This is a genomic window from Citrobacter sp. R-1.5.2 (genome assembly GCF_035064245.1).
GTDB lineage: Bacteria > Pseudomonadota > Gammaproteobacteria > Enterobacterales > Enterobacteriaceae > Citrobacter.
Map to the genome: position 1 here is coordinate 85,599 of NZ_JASEYC010000006.1, position 18,563 is coordinate 104,161.

Annotated in this window: 14 protein-coding genes and 1 pseudogene; 12 read left to right on the plus strand and 3 right to left on the minus strand. The window is 47.2% G+C overall.

Annotation, left to right across the window (positions count from 1 at the left end; genetic code table 11):
- Positions 1-99: 99 nt before the first annotated feature.
- Positions 100-1,812 carry an aryl-sulfate sulfotransferase gene (locus QMN38_RS12875; RefSeq protein ID WP_323605178.1) on the plus strand — a complete coding sequence of 571 codons (1,713 nt, stop codon included), beginning with the start codon at positions 100-102 and terminating at the stop codon, positions 1,810-1,812.
- A gap of 63 nt (positions 1,813-1,875) precedes the next feature.
- Here the strand turns inward: QMN38_RS12875 and QMN38_RS12880 are convergent, their stop codons facing one another.
- Together QMN38_RS12880 and QMN38_RS12885 are read right to left on the minus strand one after the other, a co-directional pair.
- On the minus strand, positions 1,876-3,450 hold the full coding sequence (locus QMN38_RS12880; RefSeq protein ID WP_271449990.1) for a bifunctional metallophosphatase/5'-nucleotidase: 1,575 nt from the start codon (positions 3,448-3,450) through the stop codon (positions 1,876-1,878).
- A 100-nt stretch (positions 3,451-3,550) separates the two neighbouring features.
- Positions 3,551-4,309: an outer membrane protein OmpK gene (locus QMN38_RS12885; protein WP_271442878.1), complete on the minus strand. Its 759-nt coding sequence runs from the start codon at positions 4,307-4,309 to the stop codon at positions 3,551-3,553.
- A 579-nt stretch (positions 4,310-4,888) separates the two neighbouring features.
- Here QMN38_RS12885 and QMN38_RS12890 point away from each other — a divergent pair.
- The 6 genes from QMN38_RS12890 (at position 4,889) to nhaR (ending at position 13,056) form a co-directional block, all read left to right on the plus strand.
- Complete coding sequence (locus QMN38_RS12890) at positions 4,889-6,382, plus strand: sulfatase family protein (protein ID WP_271440447.1); 1,494 nt, start codon at positions 4,889-4,891, stop codon at positions 6,380-6,382.
- 101 nt (positions 6,383-6,483) lie between these two features.
- Positions 6,484-7,680 (plus strand): anaerobic sulfatase maturase, encoded by a 1,197-nt coding sequence (locus tag QMN38_RS12895; RefSeq protein ID WP_323605179.1) that lies wholly within the window; start codon positions 6,484-6,486, stop codon positions 7,678-7,680.
- 24 nt (positions 7,681-7,704) lie between these two features.
- The gene (locus QMN38_RS12900) at positions 7,705-8,955 is read left to right on the plus strand and encodes an IS1/IS1595 family N-terminal zinc-binding domain-containing protein (RefSeq protein ID WP_271449988.1); all 1,251 of its coding nucleotides are present in this window, start codon (positions 7,705-7,707) and stop codon (positions 8,953-8,955) included.
- A 115-nt stretch (positions 8,956-9,070) separates the two neighbouring features.
- On the plus strand, positions 9,071-10,786 hold the full coding sequence (locus tag QMN38_RS12905) for an aryl-sulfate sulfotransferase (RefSeq protein ID WP_271449987.1): 1,716 nt from the start codon (positions 9,071-9,073) through the stop codon (positions 10,784-10,786).
- Positions 10,787-10,951: 165 nt separating this feature from the next.
- Positions 10,952-12,118 (plus strand): Na+/H+ antiporter NhaA, encoded by a 1,167-nt coding sequence (gene nhaA, locus QMN38_RS12910; RefSeq protein ID WP_323605180.1) that lies wholly within the window; start codon positions 10,952-10,954, stop codon positions 12,116-12,118.
- A 38-nt stretch (positions 12,119-12,156) separates the two neighbouring features.
- Positions 12,157-13,056: a transcriptional activator NhaR gene (gene nhaR / locus QMN38_RS12915; protein ID WP_137383775.1), complete on the plus strand. Its 900-nt coding sequence runs from the start codon at positions 12,157-12,159 to the stop codon at positions 13,054-13,056.
- Between the two features lie 59 nt (positions 13,057-13,115).
- On the opposite strand, the gene rpsT is transcribed toward nhaR, so the two are convergent.
- Entirely contained in the window at positions 13,116-13,379 is a 264-nt protein-coding gene (rpsT, locus tag QMN38_RS12920) for a 30S ribosomal protein S20 (RefSeq protein WP_003018940.1), read from the minus strand.
- Between the two features lie 105 nt (positions 13,380-13,484).
- Here rpsT and QMN38_RS12925 point away from each other — a divergent pair.
- From QMN38_RS12925 to fkpB, 5 genes and pseudogenes are all read left to right on the plus strand, one after another.
- Positions 13,485-13,700 (plus strand): annotated as a pseudogene (locus QMN38_RS12925) (DUF2575 domain-containing protein).
- 7 nt (positions 13,701-13,707) lie between these two features.
- Positions 13,708-14,646, plus strand: coding sequence for a bifunctional riboflavin kinase/FAD synthetase (gene ribF / locus QMN38_RS12930; RefSeq protein WP_271440452.1), 939 nt, complete (start codon positions 13,708-13,710; stop codon positions 14,644-14,646).
- 37 nt (positions 14,647-14,683) lie between these two features.
- On the plus strand, positions 14,684-17,500 hold the full coding sequence (ileS, locus tag QMN38_RS12935) for an isoleucine--tRNA ligase (RefSeq protein WP_271440453.1): 2,817 nt from the start codon (positions 14,684-14,686) through the stop codon (positions 17,498-17,500).
- Complete coding sequence (gene lspA / locus QMN38_RS12940) at positions 17,500-17,997, plus strand: signal peptidase II (protein ID WP_048212740.1); 498 nt, start codon at positions 17,500-17,502, stop codon at positions 17,995-17,997. Before ileS ends, lspA begins: the two co-directional genes overlap by 1 nt.
- Positions 17,998-18,113: 116 nt before the next feature.
- Positions 18,114-18,563 (plus strand): FKBP-type peptidyl-prolyl cis-trans isomerase, encoded by a 450-nt coding sequence (fkpB, locus tag QMN38_RS12945; protein ID WP_137383771.1) that lies wholly within the window; start codon positions 18,114-18,116, stop codon positions 18,561-18,563.

Below are 18,563 nucleotides of genomic sequence, written 5' to 3' on the forward strand. Positions count from 1 at the left end.
GTTATTTATTTGTGCCACGGTGTCTATCTTATTATTTTTGAAACGTCGGTATTATGTTGCTGACAAGAAATGAATACTATTTTATGGAAAGGTGGAAATATGAACATCAATAAGTTATCTATCAGCCAGCCAGCTCCTCGCACACCCATTAACCAACAAATTGACGTTGATAATGCGATGGTACTTTCACATAATGCAATCTATCAAAGTCTGCTCGCGGCAGTGACGGACACGGATAGCTATGAGAATCCGTTAATTACTTTAGATCCTTATGGAACTGCGCCTTTAAGTCTTTATTTAGGGATATGGGGGGTACTGAATGAAGATATAACGGTTACTGTTCAGGATAGTAAGGAGAGCACCGTTGCCGTCTCATGGACATACAGCATGCAAACTGGCGCTAACCTGGTTCCTGTTTCGGGGTTAGTTGCTGGCGAAGATAATATCGTTACCTTGATCTCCGGCACGCAGATTGTAGGGCAATACACGGTAACGCCTGCAGCATTACCGCCATCGGATTCTGCGGATATTACTCTTGGCTTCCCGGTTATTACTGTAACCAAAGCCGTTGATGAATCTTCATTAGTAGCTGATGGCCTTTATTTCTCTACGTATTTTGACCGTTACAATCTGGCATTTGACCAATATGGTATCGTTCGTTGGTATGTTTCTCAGGAGATTCCTTCCTACAATTTTGTTCGAATAGACAATGGACATTTTCTGGCGACATCACAGGGTGTCAATCATTGCCTGGACATGTATGAATTTGATGTAATGGGACGAGTGTATACAGTCTATCTGCTTGATAATGAGTTTCATCACTCTATTCTGCCATTAGAGAACAATCTTGCTATTGCTCCCTCGGAGTATACCAATGGACGCCCTGACGATTATTCAACAGGCAAGGATGGTGTTTCCATTATCGATCTGACTACCGGGCTTGAAGTCGCTTATTATGATATGTTGAAAGTGATGGACTATTCACGTTCTCCACGCCCATCGGGAAGTGCGCCAGGTCAATCTGTGACGATGGATGATTGGTTGCATATCAACCAAAGCTATATTAATACGACGAACAATTTGCTGGTTTCATCCGGGCGCCACCAAAGTTCTGTTTTTGGGGTTGATGTTGAGTCGGGGCAATTGCGCTTTATTATGGCAGATCACGAGGACTGGGCCTCTGACTTTGAAGAATATCTACTTACCCCAGTTGATGAATCAGGTAATCCGTTGTTCGATTTTTCTACTCAGGAAGGAATTGATTCAGCGAACAGTGATTTCTGGACATGGGGTCAGCATAATATCGTTGAAATCCCAAATACAGAGAGTGGTATTCTGGAGTTCTTAGTGTTTGACAATGGAAATTACCGTTCCCGGGATGATGCCAAAAGTTTGCTACCGATTGATAATTTTAGCCGGGTGGTTCAGTTTAGAATCGATCTGAATACAATGACGGTATCACGTTCGTATGAATATGGTAAAGAAGAGGTGGGAAGCCGGGGATATAGCAGTTTTGTCAGTGCCAAGCATTTACTCAGTAATGGTAATCTGGTCATCCATTTTGGCGCAAGCACTATGGATGAAAATGGTCGCCCTTTATCCGCCCAGCCAGGATATAGTGATATTGTAGATCCGCTGGATGGTAGTCAGGCACTGGGTATGCTGGTACTGCAAGAAATCAATAAGGAAACCAAACAACTGCTGTTCGAGGCAACCGTAACATCGGGCTATTATAAGAATGCTGAAGTCAATGGGGATGATTATCGCTATGATATCTCAGCATTCAGAGTTTATAAATTGCCACTCTTTTAATTAGGTATAGAAAATGCGGCCATTTTATGGCCGCATGATGTTTAAATACTTGAGGCTAAGTCACTACTTGCTAATATCATCGACACGCATGGTGTGATCAGGTGTAATGTTGTTGATATGTTCCATGTAATCAACAATTGCCTGAGCAGTTTGCAGTCCCTTGATATATTTTACATTTTTACCCTTGGTGAAGGTAAACCCACCACCGCCTTTACCAATGAATGAGTCGAGCGCAACAGAGTAGTATTTATTGTCTTCTACCGGCTTGCCTTTAATATTGAATTCAACAATGCGCTGGCCTTGCGGTTTCGTACTGTCATATTTGAATTGTACGGTCTTAGAAGCATGCAGAATACCATTTTTCAGATCGGCTGCATGCGACATAATGGCTTTCAGATCTTTGCCGCTGATATCCATGCTCATCACATCATTGGTAAATGGGTACATACTCAATACATCACCATAGGTAATATTGCCTTTTGGTAGTTCGGAACGAATACCGCCAGCATTATAGAAGGCAGCATCGGCGTAAGGCACTTTATACAACAATGCATCGGTTATTAAGTTACCTGTCGTTGCTGATTCACCATAGGAGCGGGTCAGAATTTCCGGTGAGTGGGCAACGACGCGGTCAGTAATGGCCTTAACCTTATTATTCCACTCATCAATTTTCGCTTGTGTTTGTGGATCGGGTTTGTAGGTATCTGCGTACATCGTGATGAGTTTGCCGTTGTAGCTATCCACTTTTTTCGTTTCAGGGTTCCAGTCAAGTACCAGCTTACCTAATTCAATCGTATAGGCATCAGTAGAGACGACAAGCGTATCTCCGACTTTAATCGGCTCCGGTGTACCCTTATGAGCGTGACCGGTGATAAGCACGTTCAACCCGTAACCTTCAAGCGTTTTAGCCATTTCAACATCGGTCTTCAGCGCGCGAGCAACATCATCATCACCACCACTGGACTGGCGGCCTGGGACGCCTTCATGCGCAAGAAGCACAGTGAGGTCAACTTTTCCCTTTAACTCTTCCAGCTGTTTTTTCACATAAGGAACAGGATCCCGGCAGTCCACACCTTCACGTACACCTGCTGCAATCGCTTCATAAAACGCGGAAACACCGTGCATACCAATAACACCAATTTTTAAGCCATCTTTTTCGACGATGGTATACGGTGTTTTAATCAACGGGTTTTCCGTTCCGCTGTAAAAAACGTTGTCGAGCAGCACCGGAAATTTAAGTTTGCTGAGTTGTGTGACCAAATTCTCATGCCCGTGATCAAACTCATGGTTCCCTACTGAGACGGCATCATAGGGCATAGTATTCAGTATATCGATAATGGCTTCACCTTTGGTTAAGGTGCTGATATACGGTCCGGTAAAATAGTCACCAGCGTCAAAGAAAAAAACATCTTTTTCTTTGGCTTTTGCATCTTTAACAATTTTCGAAATGGGCGCAAACCCACCAACTTCACGGGTTTTAGACACATAAGGAATAATTTCTGGAGAGACGTGGGCATGTAAATCATTGGTGTAATAGATTGTGATATCTCGGGCATCAGCGGAGAACGTTACGGCTGATGATAACCCGATACACAGAGAAAGTAATGATACTGAAAATTTCTTTTTCATATTAACCATCCATTTGTTAAATATACAACATCGGTCTATGTCTAATTTATTGATAAACATATATCTAAGATTAATTGCTAACTATAGAGTTTACTTTTCTGCTGATGAATTAGAATTCAAAACCCACCAGGTAATTCATACGGTCACCATAATCCTGATACCCTAATTTATTATTGAAGTAACGATAGGATACAGAGGCTGTCCAGCGGGGCATAAATTTCCAGGTAAATGTAACGGCACCATTTAGACCCGTTTTCCCACCTTGCTGCTCTGCATAAGCATCATTACGATCCATTTCAACTTCATTCCAGTTTGAAATGGCAAATTTCTCATTAAGCATTTCGAAATTATATGCAGCAACCCAGCCAAGGACATAGCCGTTAAATCCATTAGCCTGACCGTATTTTGCAGAGTTATAGTCGCTGGATAAATTATGTATCGCGACATAAGGTTTGATAAACCATGATTTCTCTACCAGACCCAGGTAGCCTACCCCATACATCATGTTCAACTCATCACCAAATTTGTTTTCCATCGACATATAAAGTTTAGTCATTAACGTAAAATCAGACCCTTCTATCGGACGATAATGTCCAAGAAATTGAGTCGTATGGTTACGTCCTTCTACTGGATGGTTGAGTACATTCATTTCGTAAAATGAGGCGAATTCACCTCTATCAAAAACAGCGCCGAAATCAGCAACAGCTTTCCATACTTCACCTCGATCGACGTTCACAAATCCTTTATTCCAGTCACCGTAGCCGAGGCTAATCTTTCCATAGACGCGTTTTAGTTCAGCAGAATGGCTATTGAAGGTGGATAAGATAACGCATGCAGCAAGTAGACTCTTAATATATATTTTATTCATGCTCAACTCCATGAGGTAAAGATACTAATAATGTGCGGAAAAAATGAGAGTCTATTGATTGGGGGTTTATTCGTGAGTGATAGATGTCGCAAAAATGTCAGTGATTGAGTGTTAACGGTGCCAGGTGTCAATTAGTGTTGTTTTTTAAATGGCAACTTGATGTTTTTTGAAAGTGTTCAGTGTTACAACAGTAACATGGATTTTTTATTCGGTATTTTATTTTTTTTATCTGTTAAGTATTATTCCTTGGAGATTAATAGGTTAGCGATGAGAAAACAACATATACTGACATTAGAAGGGTAAAGGAAAATGTATCCCATAACATTTGGGATCTTCATCACTTGTTGGCGTATTCATTTCTAATAAACTTTTCTTCGCTGCATTATATAGATAAGTCTGGTATTTATATTGTTAATATGGCTTTCGTGATTAATATAATATCTGTGAATGTATATTGTTCTTTGTTTTTCTGTCGCTATTACATCGCCATGTAATAGCGAGGGTGGAAATTAAACAGAAATTTAATTTTTTGGTAGATCTGTCGCGTAATTGACTATGTGATAATTCAAAGGAGTTGGAATGAAAAGAACTGTCGTTGCCAGCATGATCGGATTGGCTCTATGTGCCGGGAGTGCATTATCAACCGTACAAGCCGCTGCGGATAAACGCCCTAACTTAGTCATCATTCTTGCAGATGATTTAGGTTATGGCGATCTGGCGACTTATGGCCATCGAATCGTTAAAACGCCTAATATCGACAAACTGGCTCAGGACGGGGTGAAATTTACCGATTATTATGCGCCAGCTCCTCTGTGTTCTCCCTCTCGAGCTGGGTTGCTTACTGGCCGAATGCCGTTTCGTACAGGGATTCGCTCCTGGATCCCTGAAGGCACTAATGTTGCGTTAGGTCGAAATGAACTGACTATTGCTAACTTGCTGAAGCAACAGGGTTACGATACGGCGATGATGGGTAAGCTGCATCTTAATGCTGGTGGCGACCGTACTGACCAACCACAGGCAAAAGATATGGGTTTTGACTATGGTCTGGTCAATGCTTCCGGCTTTGTGACCGATTCTACGTTGGATAATGCCAAAGAACGTCCACGCTATGGCACCGTGCATCCCACTGGGTTTGTGCGTAATGGCAAATCGATTGGCAGAGCGGACACCTATAGCGGTGAACTGGTCAGCTCCGAAGTTGTGAACTGGCTGGATAATAAGAAAGATGATAAACCGTTCTTTCTATATGTTGCGTTTACAGAGGTTCACAGCCCACTGGCTTCACCCCAAAAATACCTTGATATGTACTCGCAATACATGAGTGATTATCAAAAACAGCATCCGGATCTGTTCTATGGTGACTGGGCTGATAAACCGTGGCGCGGTACGGGAGAGTATTACGCTAACATCAGCTATATGGATGCTCAGGTCGGTAAAGTGATGGATAAGATCAAGGCGATGGGCGAAGAAGATAACACCATTGTTATCTTTACCAGTGATAACGGACCTGTCACTCGTGAAGCACGTAAAGTGTATGAGCTGAATCTGGCGGGTGAGACCGATGGCTTGCGTGGCCGTAAAGATAACTTGTGGGAAGGCGGGATCCGCGTTCCGGCAATTATCAAATATGGCAAACATATTCCACAAGGGATGGTCTCTGATACGCCGGTTTACGGTCTTGATTGGTTGCCGACGTTGGCCAACATGATGAATTTCAAACTCCCAACAGATCGTTCCTACGATGGGCAGTCTCTGGTGCCGCTGCTTGAGCAGAAAACGTTAAACCGTGAAAAACCGCTGATCTTCGGTATTGATATGCCATTCCAGGACGACCCTACCGATGAGTGGGCTATGCGTGATGGTGACTGGAAAATGATCATCGATCGTGAGAATAAGCCGAAGTATCTCTATAACCTGAAACAGGATCGGTTTGAAACGCTTAACTTGATTGGCAAACAGCCTGATATTGAAAAACAGATGTACGGTAAATTCCTGAAGTACAAAAAGGATATTGATAACGATTCATTGATGAAAGCTCGAGGCGAGAAACCGACTCCGGTCACCTGGGGCTAACCGGATAATAATAAAAATACAGTGTATGCCACTTAGGGCTATGCCCGCCTGGCTCAGCACTTTGGTGCTGGGCTGGGTTCTTTTATTTATGGACCTTCGCGATGCACAGGAAAAGTTGCCAGGTAATGATTAAGCCGACAGGGTCGGTATGCAATCTGGACTGTAAATACTGCTTTTACCTGGAGAAAGAAAAACTGTATCCAGACAGAAAAGGTAATTACAGGATGTCAGATTCCATGCTGGAATTATTCATCAAACAACACATTGCCGCACAGGATGTGGATGAAGTCATTTTTGCATGGCAAGGTGGAGAACCGACACTGATGGGGCGCGCATTTTATCAGCGAGCGGTTGAGTTTCAGCAACATTACGCGAGAGGGAAGAGCATTGTTAATACTTTCCAGACGAACGGCATTTTAATCGATGATGAATGGGCTGTTTTTTTCCGGCAGAATGATTTCCTGGTCGGGATCTCTGTTGATGGTGATGCCGTGCTACATGATGAATGGCGTGTGACTCGTTCGGGTAAACCGACGCACAGAAAAGTTGAACAGGCCATTGAATGTCTGGTACGCCATGGCGTCGAATTTAATACACTGACGGTTGTTAATCACACTAATATGCGTTTCCCACTGCAGGTCTATCAATACCTGAAAAGTATTGGCAGCCGATATATGCAATTTATCCCGCTCGTTGAACGATGCAGCGCTAGCGAGGATGGCAGGTTGGCACATCCTGATGATAAACAGATAACCATGATGCCGTGGTCTGTTGATTCCCTTCAGTTCGGCCACTTCCTCAATGCCATTTTTGATGTCTGGATCCGTGAGGACATTGGTAATATTGGCATACAACTCTTTGAGCAGACGCTTGGGGCCTGGTGTGGTCTACCTCCGCAAGTCTGCGTGTTTGCTCCCACATGCGGTAGTGCGTTTGCGATGGAAATGAACGGTGATGTCTATAACTGCGATCACTTTGTCTATCCACAGTACAAGTTGGGAAATATTCAGCATACGACGCTACGCGCAATGAACAATAGCGAGCAGAACCGGCAATTCGGCAATGATAAAAACCGTACAATGGCGCAAGAATGCTACTCCTGTCAGTGGCAATTTGCCTGCCATGGGGGATGCCCCAAACACCGTTTTTTACCTTCGGCCTCAGGGATGTTGAATCAGAACTATTTATGCGCTGGTTATCAGGCATTTTTTGCCCATACAGCATTGGCGATGGGGGCGATGAAGACGCTCTGTGAAAATAATATTTCACCCGCAGAGATAAAAACAATATTTGTATGACAGTAATATTCGCAGGGAGTGAATATGTTTTTCCAAATCAATGTCGATGCTTGTAAAACGCCTGAGTGCAAAAATATGGGTATCCTCAACAGCCCGGATTATTTGGTGCAAGGTAAGGACATTTTGTGCAGAGAATGTGGATTCTCATTCCCGGTCATTTCTGAACGTTCGCTCAATCTTTTCCGTCTGTCGGCTAACCTGCCCTGGAGAGGGCTAATTAAGGCTTGTCCTGGTTGTGGCAGTTCGTCATTGAAAAAGTACGGTTTTTCCGCCCAGGGAGAGGCCCGACTGTACTGTCTTCAGTGTCATAAAACCTTTGTTTTCCTTGGTCGGCATAAAGCGGATGTCCGCCAGGAAAGCCTTGCCAGACTTATCCTGGAAGGTGCCTCATTGGCAGATATCAGAACGACGCTTTCATTAGACAGCACAGGACTGAACCGTGCATTACAAAAATTATCTCGCAGCGTAAATCAATCCGAACGAGAATTCACATTTCCAGCATTCGATTTGGCCATGAGCACACGCGCTTTTCGGGTTAAATTTAACGGTGGCGACCACAGCCTGTATGTTCTGGTTACGGCAGAGGAAAGCAGTGGTAGAGTTATTGCTGTGACAACCAATTATTCCACTCAGGCTGTAGAAGAAGAATATCAGTATATTTCTGACTATGAAGAACGCCTACCATCCGGCACGCTAGCGCATCTTGTCCAACGTAAAGAACTCATGACAATGCGACGAAACACATTATTTGATGTGGATTATGGTCCCGCCGCGTTGCACAAAAACGATCCCGGAATGTTGGTAAAACCCGTCCTCCCTGCATATCGACATTTTGAGTTGGTCAAAGAACTTACAGATGAACGAACCCTTAATGTTCAGCACTACATTGATCATGAATGTTTTATATTAGGGGGATGTATGATGGCGAATTTGAAATCTATTCGACAAAGCCGTTGTCATATCTCATTTGTAAGAGAAATGGGTGACTTGCCATCGGATGCAAACTTTCCCTATCGTGTATTTCGTAGCGGTGGAATACGTAATAATGTCTGGCGTTCTTTTTCGTCTCGCGGTTATGCTAAAGCCGTATGTAATCTAACAGGGAATAAAAAAACGAGTATGCTGCGTTATGCAACCCTAACCGGAGCAACAAAATTCATCCAGTTTTTACAGGTACATCCATTTTTCTTACAACTCAGTCGTTTGTCGCCAGCAAATGTCACAATGGTATTGAATTACTTAAAGTTTGAATATAACAAAAACATCACACTATAACATATTTTACATTGATAGTAATTGATGCCTTTTTATTATCTGATTGATGATTTTCCATGTATTTGTTTTATTGTTCCGCTGTGGAACGGTGAAATGAATACAATGGAGATTTATAATGGAAAATATTCCTGCGCAGAATCTTAAGTTACCGACTCCTCGCCCGGCAGTGAATCAGGGTATCGACACTAATAATGAGATAGTTCTCAGTCATACAGCTATTTACCAAGATTGTCTGGCGCAGATCACTGACGAGAATACACTAGATAATGCACTTATTATTCTCAATCCTTATGGCACCGCTCCCTTAAGTGCTTATGCCGGTGTTTGGAGCGATGAAGTACGCACCATTACGTTAAACATTCAGGATTTGGCGCAAAATGCGATGTTGATTACCCAAGAGGTTACGTTGAGTGTGGGGGAAAATTTGCTGCCTGTACTGGGTCTGGTGGCTGATACCGATAACCTACTTACCCTATTGGTTGACGAGGAGATCAATGCGACTTACACGATTGCAACTCAACCTTTGCCTGAAACAGATTCTGCAGATGTGCAGCTTGGGTTCCCCATTGTTAATGTGACGCAATCGGCGACTGACACAGATATGCTTGCGCCGGGCTGTTATTTTATTACACATTTCGATCGTTATAATTACGCTCTGGATCAGGATGGCGTGGTGCGCTGGTATGTTACACAAGACTTCCCATCCTTCAATTTGGTTCGTGTGGATAATGGTCATTTCCTGGCAACCTCAGAAGCCAAAAATACCTATCTGGATATGTATGAGTTTGACATGATGGGGCGGCTGTATACATTTTATATGTTGGACAACCAGTTCCACCATTCAATTTGGCAGTGGGACAGTAATACTATTGTTGCGCCCTCTGAATATACTTCTGGTCGTCCTGATTCGCTGAAAACGAATGAGGATGGCGTATCTGTGGTTGATCTTTCAACGGGACAGGAGATTGCTTATTACGATATGGCAACGATTCTGGATACCTCCCGTACAGCGCGTCCAACAGGGACCGCTCCAGGTGAAGACGCGACCGTTCAGGACTGGCTGCATATCAACCAGAGCTATGTTAATGAAACGAATAATTTGCTAATTGCCTCAGGACGCCATCAGAGTGCTGTTTTTGGTATCGATCTGGAAACTGAAGCGCTGCAGTTTATTATGTCCACGCATGAGGATTGGACAGAGGATTATCAGCCTTATCTTCTTACTCCTGTCGACAGCGAAGGCATTCCTCTTTACGACCTCAGTAATCAAGATGATGTGGATGCTGCAAACCGAGATTTTTGGTCGTGGGGGCAGCATAACGTGGTTGAGGTGGCTAATGACGAACCGGGAATTGTTGAGTTTATGGTCTTTGACAACGGTAACTTTCGCTCCCGTGAAGACAGTAAAAGTCTTCTCCCGCCAGATAACTACAGCCAGGTTGTGCATTTCATCGTTGATCTGAATTTGATGACGGTTATGCGTCCTTTCGCGTATGGGAAAGAGTTGGGATCTCGCGGTTATAGCAGCTGTGTGAGCGCTAAAGAAGTACAGCAAAACGGGAATATTGTGGTGCATTTTGGCGACTGTACGTTTGATGAAAATGGACTCGCTATTTCTTGCCAGCCGGGAGACAGTGATATTGATGACCCACGAGCGGGAAGTGAAGCAATGGGTAACTTGCTCCTGCAGGAGATCGATCCAGAGACGAAGTCGGTGCTTTTTGAAGCGACGATGACCTCCGGTTACTATAAGAGTGAAGACGTTAATGGCGCAGGTTATCGCTATGACATCACCAGTTTCCGTGTGTACAAAATGAATCTCTATGCTTAAGTGTGTGTTTTACGCTCCAGCGTGAATTTTTCTCAGCCCAACGAACAGTTGGGCTTTTTTATTCGTAAAAACCGATCTATTCATCATGAATAATCTAATATTAACGATGAATTATGCGGAGTAAGATAGTAATTACGAAGTATTCACCCAATAGAGAGAATAAAAGTGAAACATCTACATCGTTTTTTTAGTAGCGACGCCTCGGGCGGCATAATTCTGATCATCGCTGCAGCGGTAGCCATGTTGATGGCCAATATCGGGGTCACCAGTGGATGGTACCACGCCTTTCTGGAGACGCCTGTTCAACTGCGGGTTGGCGCGCTTGAGATCAACAAAAATATGCTGTTGTGGATCAACGATGCCTTGATGGCGGTGTTTTTCCTGCTGATCGGTCTGGAAGTGAAGCGTGAGCTGATGCAGGGATCGCTTGCCAGTTTGCGTCAGGCAGCGTTCCCGATCATTGCGGCGATTGGCGGCATGATTGTCCCGGCGTTGCTGTATCTGGCATTTAACTATGCCGATCCCGTCACTCGTGAAGGGTGGGCTATCCCTGCAGCAACGGATATTGCTTTTGCGTTAGGCGTGCTGGCGCTGCTGGGCAGTCGTGTCCCGCTGGCGCTGAAAATCTTCCTGATGGCGCTGGCGATTATTGATGACCTCGGCGCCATTGTGATTATTGCATTGTTCTACACCAGCGATCTTTCACTGCTTTCGTTGGGGGTTGCCGCTCTGGCCATTGTTATTCTGGCTGCGTTGAATCTGTGTGGCGTAAGACGGACGGGTATTTACATTCTGGTCGGCGTTGTGCTGTGGACTGCGGTACTGAAATCTGGCGTGCACGCGACTCTGGCCGGGGTGATTGTGGGCTTCTTCATTCCGTTAAAGGAAAAACATGGGCGCTCACCGGCGAAGCGTCTGGAGCACGTCCTGCATCCGTGGGTGGCTTATCTGATTCTGCCGCTGTTTGCCTTTGCTAACGCAGGTGTTTCGCTGCAGGGCATTACGCTGGATGGATTGACCTCGATTCTGCCACTGGGAATTATCGCTGGCCTGCTCATCGGTAAGCCGCTGGGGATTAGCCTGTTCTGCTGGCTGGCGCTCCGCCTGAAGTTGGCACAGCTGCCAGAAGGCACGAATTTCCAGCAGATCATGGCGGTAGGTATTCTGTGCGGCATTGGTTTCACCATGTCGATTTTCATTGCCAGCCTGGCGTTCGGCAGCGTTGATCCAGAGCTGATTAACTGGGCAAAACTGGGGATCCTGATCGGTTCTTTGCTGTCGGCAGTGATCGGCTATTGCTGGTTACGCACTCGATTGAACGTGTCAGCCTGATCGGCTGACGCTTTTGTGACAATTTTCAGGGAGAGAGTATGTCTCATATCAATTACAACCACCTGTATTACTTCTGGCATGTGTATAAGGAAGGTTCGGTGGTTGGTGCAGCAGAAGCGCTTTATCTGACGCCACAGACCATTACCGGGCAGATTAAAGCGCTTGAGGAACGCTTACAGGGAAAATTGTTCAAGCGTAAGGGGCGCGGACTGGAGCCCAGTGAACTGGGCGAATTAGTCTTTCGCTATGCGGATAAAATGTTCACGTTAAGCCAGGAGATGCTGGATATCGTGAACTATCGCAAAGAGTCTAATTTATTGTTCGATGTCGGTGTGGCGGATGCGTTGTCTAAACAGCTGGTCAGCAGTGTGCTGGATGCCGCTGTGGTGGAAGATGAACAAATCCACCTGCGCTGCTTTGAATCTACGCACGAGATGCTGCTAGAGCAGCTCAGTCAGCACAAGCTGGATATGATTATCTCAGATTGTCCGATTGATTCGACGCAGCAGGAAGGTCTGTTCTCGGTGAAAATAGGCGAGTGTTGTGTCAGTTTTTGGTGCACGAATCCCTTGCCTGAGAAGCCATTTCCGGCCTGTCTTGAAGAGCGGCGATTGCTGATCCCAGGCCGTCGTTCAATGCTGGGGCGTAAGTTGCTGAACTGGATTAACTCTCAGGGGCTGAATGTTGAAATCCTCGGGGAGTTTGATGATGCCGCATTGATGAAAGCCTTCGGTGCCACGCACAATGCTATTTTCGTTGCCCCAACGCTCTATTCGAACAATTTCTATGCCGATGATTCGATTGTGGAGATTGGACGTGTGGAGAATGTGATGGAGGAATACCATGCCATTTTTGCGGAGAGAATGATCCAGCACCCGGCGGTGCAGCGTATTTGTAATGCGGACTATTCCGCGCTCTTTACGCCAGTGAGCAAATAAGCAGACATAAAAAAACCCGCTTACGCGGGTTTTTTTACAAAGCGACAACAAGCAGACGATTAAGCCAGTTTGTTGATCTGTGCAGTCAGGTTTGCTTTATGACGTGCAGCTTTGTTTTTGTGGATCAGACCTTTAGCAGCCTGACGGTCCACGATTGGTTGCATTTCGTTAAATGCTTTCAGTGCAGTAGCTTTGTCGCCAGCTTCGATAGCTGCGTATACTTTCTTGATGAAAGTACGCATCATAGAGCGACGGCTAGCGTTGTGCTTGCGGGCCTTTTCAGACTGAACGGCGCGCTTCTTAGCTGATTTGATATTAGCCAAGGTCCAACTCCCAAATGTGTTCTATATGGACAATTCAAAGGCCGAGGAATATGCCCTTTTAGCCTTCTTTTGTCAATGGATTTGTGCAAATAAGCGCCGTTTAAATTGCAGCACTCGTTGCGTAGTGATGGCGCAGGATTCTACCAGCTTGCGTGCTGTGAATACAGCTTTTCGATGAGAAAAATTGAATTGGTTTACCGGTGAAGGGCATCAATTTGTTTCATAACAATGAAAACAATCTTCTTTCTGTTTCGAGGAAACAATCGCCGGTTAACCTTGACCGCTGTACAGGGTATACTTTCACGATTTTCACTGTTTTGAGCCAGACATGAAGCTGATACGAGGCATACATAATCTCAGTCAGGCCCCGCATGGGTGTGTGCTGACTATTGGTAATTTCGACGGCGTGCACCGTGGCCACCGTGCCTTGTTGCAGGGCTTGCAGGAAGAAGGGCGCAAACGCGGTCTGCCAGTGATGGTGATGATTTTCGAGCCACAGCCGCTGGAACTGTTTGCGACGGATAAGTCACCTGCGCGACTTACCCGCCTGCGGGAAAAACTGCGTTATCTGGCCGAATGCGGCGTGGATTACGTGCTGTGCGTGCGTTTTGACAGGCGTTTCGCCGCATTAACGGCACAGACCTTTATCAGCGACCTGCTGGTGAAGCGCCTTGGTGTACAATTTCTTGCTGTTGGTGATGATTTCCGCTTTGGCGCTAGCCGCGCGGGCGATTTCTTGTTATTACAGGAAGCGGGCGCTGAGTATGGTTTTGATATCACCAGTACCCAAACCTTCTGTGAAGGCGGTGTGCGGATCAGCAGCACCGCTGTGCGTCAGGCGCTGGCAGACGATAACCTGCAACTGGCCGAAAGTTTGCTTGGACACCCTTTTACCATTTCAGGACGCGTCGTACATGGCGATGAACTGGGGCGAACTATCGGTTTCCCGACGGCAAATTTACCGCTGCGTCGCCAGGTTTCCCCAGTGAAAGGGGTATATGCGGTTGAAGTGATGGGATTGGGTGAAAAGCCTTTTCCCGGCGTAGCTAACATTGGCACCCGTCCGACGGTTGCCGGTGTACGTCAGCAGTTGGAAGTGCATCTACTGGATGTTGCAATGGACCTCTACGGTCGCCATATAGATGTAGTACTGCGTAAAAAGATACGCAACGAACAGCGATTTGCTTCGCTGGATGAACTAAAAGCGCAGATTGCGCGTGATGAGTTAACTGCCCGCGATTTTTTTGGGCTAACAAAACCGGCTTAATGCCTATACGAGTTTTAAATACGGAACCGAGAATCTGATGAGTGACTATAAATCAACCCTGAATTTGCCGGAAACAGGGTTCCCGATGCGCGGCGATCTCGCCAAGCGTGAACCGGGAATGCTGGCGCGTTGGACTGATGATGACCTGTACGGCATCATTCGTGCGGCCAAAAAAGGCAAAAAAACCTTCATTCTGCATGATGGCCCTCCTTATGCGAATGGCAGCATTCATATTGGTCACTCGGTTAACAAGATTCTGAAAGACATTATCGTGAAGTCCAAAGGACTCACGGGTTATGACTCGCCTTACGTTCCGGGCTGGGACTGCCACGGTCTGCCTATCGAGCTGAAAGTGGAGCAGGAATACGGTAAACCCGGTGAGAAGTTCACCGCTGCGGAGTTCCGTGCTAAGTGCCGCGAATATGCTGCAACGCAGGTTGACGGTCAGCGTAAAGACTTTATTCGTCTTGGCGTGCTGGGCGACTGGTCGCATCCGTATCTGACCATGGACTTCAAAACTGAAGCCAACATCATTCGCGCGCTGGGTAAAATCATCGGTAACGGCCACCTGCATAAAGGCGCGAAACCCGTGCACTGGTGCGTTGACTGTCGTTCTGCGCTGGCGGAAGCGGAAGTTGAGTATTATGACAAAACGTCTCCATCTATCGACGTTGCGTTCCATGCGGCCGACCCGGACGCAGTAAAAGCAAAATTTGGCGTCTCTGATGTCAATGGCCCAATCTCTCTGGTTATCTGGACCACCACCCCGTGGACGTTACCGGCTAACCGTGCGATCTCTCTGGCACCTGACTTTGACTATGCGCTGGTACAGATGGACGGCCAGGCGGTAATTCTGGCAAAAGATCTGGTTGAAAGCGTAATGCAACGTATTGGCGCGGCTGAATACACTATCCTTGGCACCGTAAAAGGCGCTGAGCTGGAACTGCTGCGCTTTACCCATCCGTTTATGGGCTTTGACGTACCGGCTATCCTTGGCGATCACGTTACGCTGGATGCGGGTACCGGTGCGGTCCATACCGCTGGCGGCCACGGCCCGGATGACTACGTCATCAGCCAGAAATACGGTCTGGAAATCGCTAACCCGGTTGGCCCGGACGGCGCATACCTGGCGGGCACCTACCCGGAACTCGATGGTGTGAACGTCTTTAAAGCTAACGACAAAATTGTTGCGCTGCTGAGTGAAAAAGGCGCGCTGCTGCACGTTGAGAAGATGCAGCACAGCTATCCATGCTGCTGGCGTCACAAGTCGCCGATCATCTTCCGCGCAACTCCGCAGTGGTTCGTCAGCATGGATCAGAAAGGCCTGCGTGCGCAGTCGCTGAAAGAGATCAAAGGCGTACAGTGGATCCCTGACTGGGGCCAGGCGCGTATTGAATCGATGGTTGCTAACCGTCCTGACTGGTGTATCTCCCGTCAGCGTACGTGGGGCGTGCCGATGTCTCTGTTTGTCCACAAAGACACCGAAGAGCTGCACCCGCGCGCTATCGAACTGATGGAAGAAGTTGCCAAACGTGTTGAGGTAGACGGTATCCAGGCGTGGTGGGATCTCGACCCGAAAGATATCCTCGGCGATGAAGCTGATCAGTACGTCAAAGTACCGGATACGCTGGACGTGTGGTTTGACTCCGGTTCAACCCATTCATCCGTCGTTGACGTGCGTCCTGAGTTTGCAGGCCATGCGGCAGATATGTATCTGGAAGGCTCTGACCAGCACCGTGGTTGGTTCATGTCTTCTTTGATGATCTCCACCGCCATGAAAGGCAAAGCGCCTTACCGCCAGGTACTGACTCATGGTTTCACCGTTGATGGTCAGGGCCGTAAGATGTCCAAGTCTATCGGTAACACTGTTTCTCCGCAGGATGTGATGAACAAACTGGGCGCGGATATTCTGCGTCTGTGGGTGGCATCGACCGACTATACCGGTGAAATGGCTGTTTCCGATGAAATTCTGAAACGTGCCGCTGACAGCTATCGTCGTATCCGTAACACCGCGCGCTTCCTGCTGGCGAACCTGAACGGGTTCGATCCGGTGAAAGACATGGTGAAACCGGAAGATATGGTGGTACTGGACAGGTGGGCGGTAGGTTGTGCGCAAGCGGCTCAGGAAGAGATCCTGAAAGCTTACGAAGCCTATGACTTCCACGAAGTGGTACAGCGTCTGATGCGCTTCTGCTCCGTAGAAATGGGGTCGTTCTACCTTGATATCATCAAAGACCGTCAGTACACCGCGAAAGCGGACAGCGTGGCGCGTCGTAGCTGCCAGACTGCGCTGTTCCATATTGCGGAAGCGCTGGTTCGTTGGATGGCACCGATCATGTCCTTCACCGCAGACGAAATCTGGGGTTACCTGCCGGGTTCCCGCGAGAAATACGTCTTCACTGGTGAATGGTACGACGGTCTGTTTGGCTTAGGCGAAACCGAAGCCATGAACGACGCATTCTGGGACGAGCTGCTGAAAGTACGTGGCGAAGTGAACAAGGTTATCGAGCAGGCGCGTGCGGATAAGAAAGTCGGCGGTTCTCTGGAAGCGGCAGTGACCCTGTACGCCGAACCTGAACTGGCGGCGAAACTGACCGCACTAGGCGAAGAGTTGCGTTTTGTCCTGTTGACCTCCGGTGCGACTGTTGCGGATTATGCCGCAGCACCTGCTGATGCTCAGCAGAGCGAATTGCTCAAAGGGCTGAAGATCGTACTGAGTAAAGCCGAAGGTGAGAAGTGCCCGCGCTGCTGGCATTACACCACTGACGTCGGCCAGGTGGCGGAACATGCAGATATCTGCGGACGCTGTGTCAGCAACATCGCCGGTGATGGCGAACAACGTAAGTTTGCCTGATGAGTAAGCCTCTTTGTTCAACAGGGCTACGCTGGCTGTGGCTGGTGGTAGCCGTGCTGATTATTGACTTAGGCAGCAAATACCTGATCCTCCAGAACTTTGCTCTGGGGGATACGGTGTCGCTGTTCCCGTCGCTTAATCTGCACTATGCACGTAACTACGGTGCGGCGTTCAGCTTCTTAGCCGATAGCGGTGGCTGGCAGCGTTGGTTCTTTGCCGGCATTGCCATCGGTATTTGCGTCATCCTGATGGTGATGATGTATCGCTCGAAGGCGACGCAGAAGCTGAATAACATCGCGTATGCGTTAATCATTGGCGGTGCGCTGGGCAACTTGTTCGACCGCCTGTGGCACGGCTTTGTGGTTGATATGATTGACTTTTACGTCGGAGACTGGCATTTCGCGACCTTCAACCTGGCAGATACGGCGATTTGTATCGGCGCGGCGTTGATTGTTCTTGAAGGCTTCTTACCGTCGAAAGAGAAAAAAGCCGCATAAAAAATGCCGGATGGCGCTATGCTAATCCGGCCTACAATATACTGCGATCCTTGTAGGCCCGGTAAGCGTAGCGCCACCGGGCAAACAGTCGGCAGCAATTTTAAAGAGCAACCTGCATGTCTAAATCAGTACAGAGTAACAGTGCGGTGCTGGTGCACTTCACCCTCAAGCTCGACGATGGCTCCACCGCAGAGTCAACCCGCAATAACGGCAAGCCTGCGCTGTTTCGCCTGGGCGATGGTTCTCTGTCTGAAGGACTGGAGCAGCACCTGCTGGGGTTAAAAGAGGGCGATAAAACCACGTTCTCCCTGGAACCGGATGCGGCCTTTGGCATCACCAGCCCGGACTTAATTCAGTATTTCTCGCGTCGGGAATTTATGGACGCGGGTGAGCCAGAAATTGGCGCAATCATGCTCTTTACCGCAATGGACGGCAGTGAGATGCCAGGTGTTATCCGCGAAATCAACGGTGATTCGATCACGGTTGATTTCAACCATCCGCTGGCTGGGCATACCGTTCATTTTGATATTGAAGTGCTGGAAGTCGAACCAGTACTGGAGGCGTAA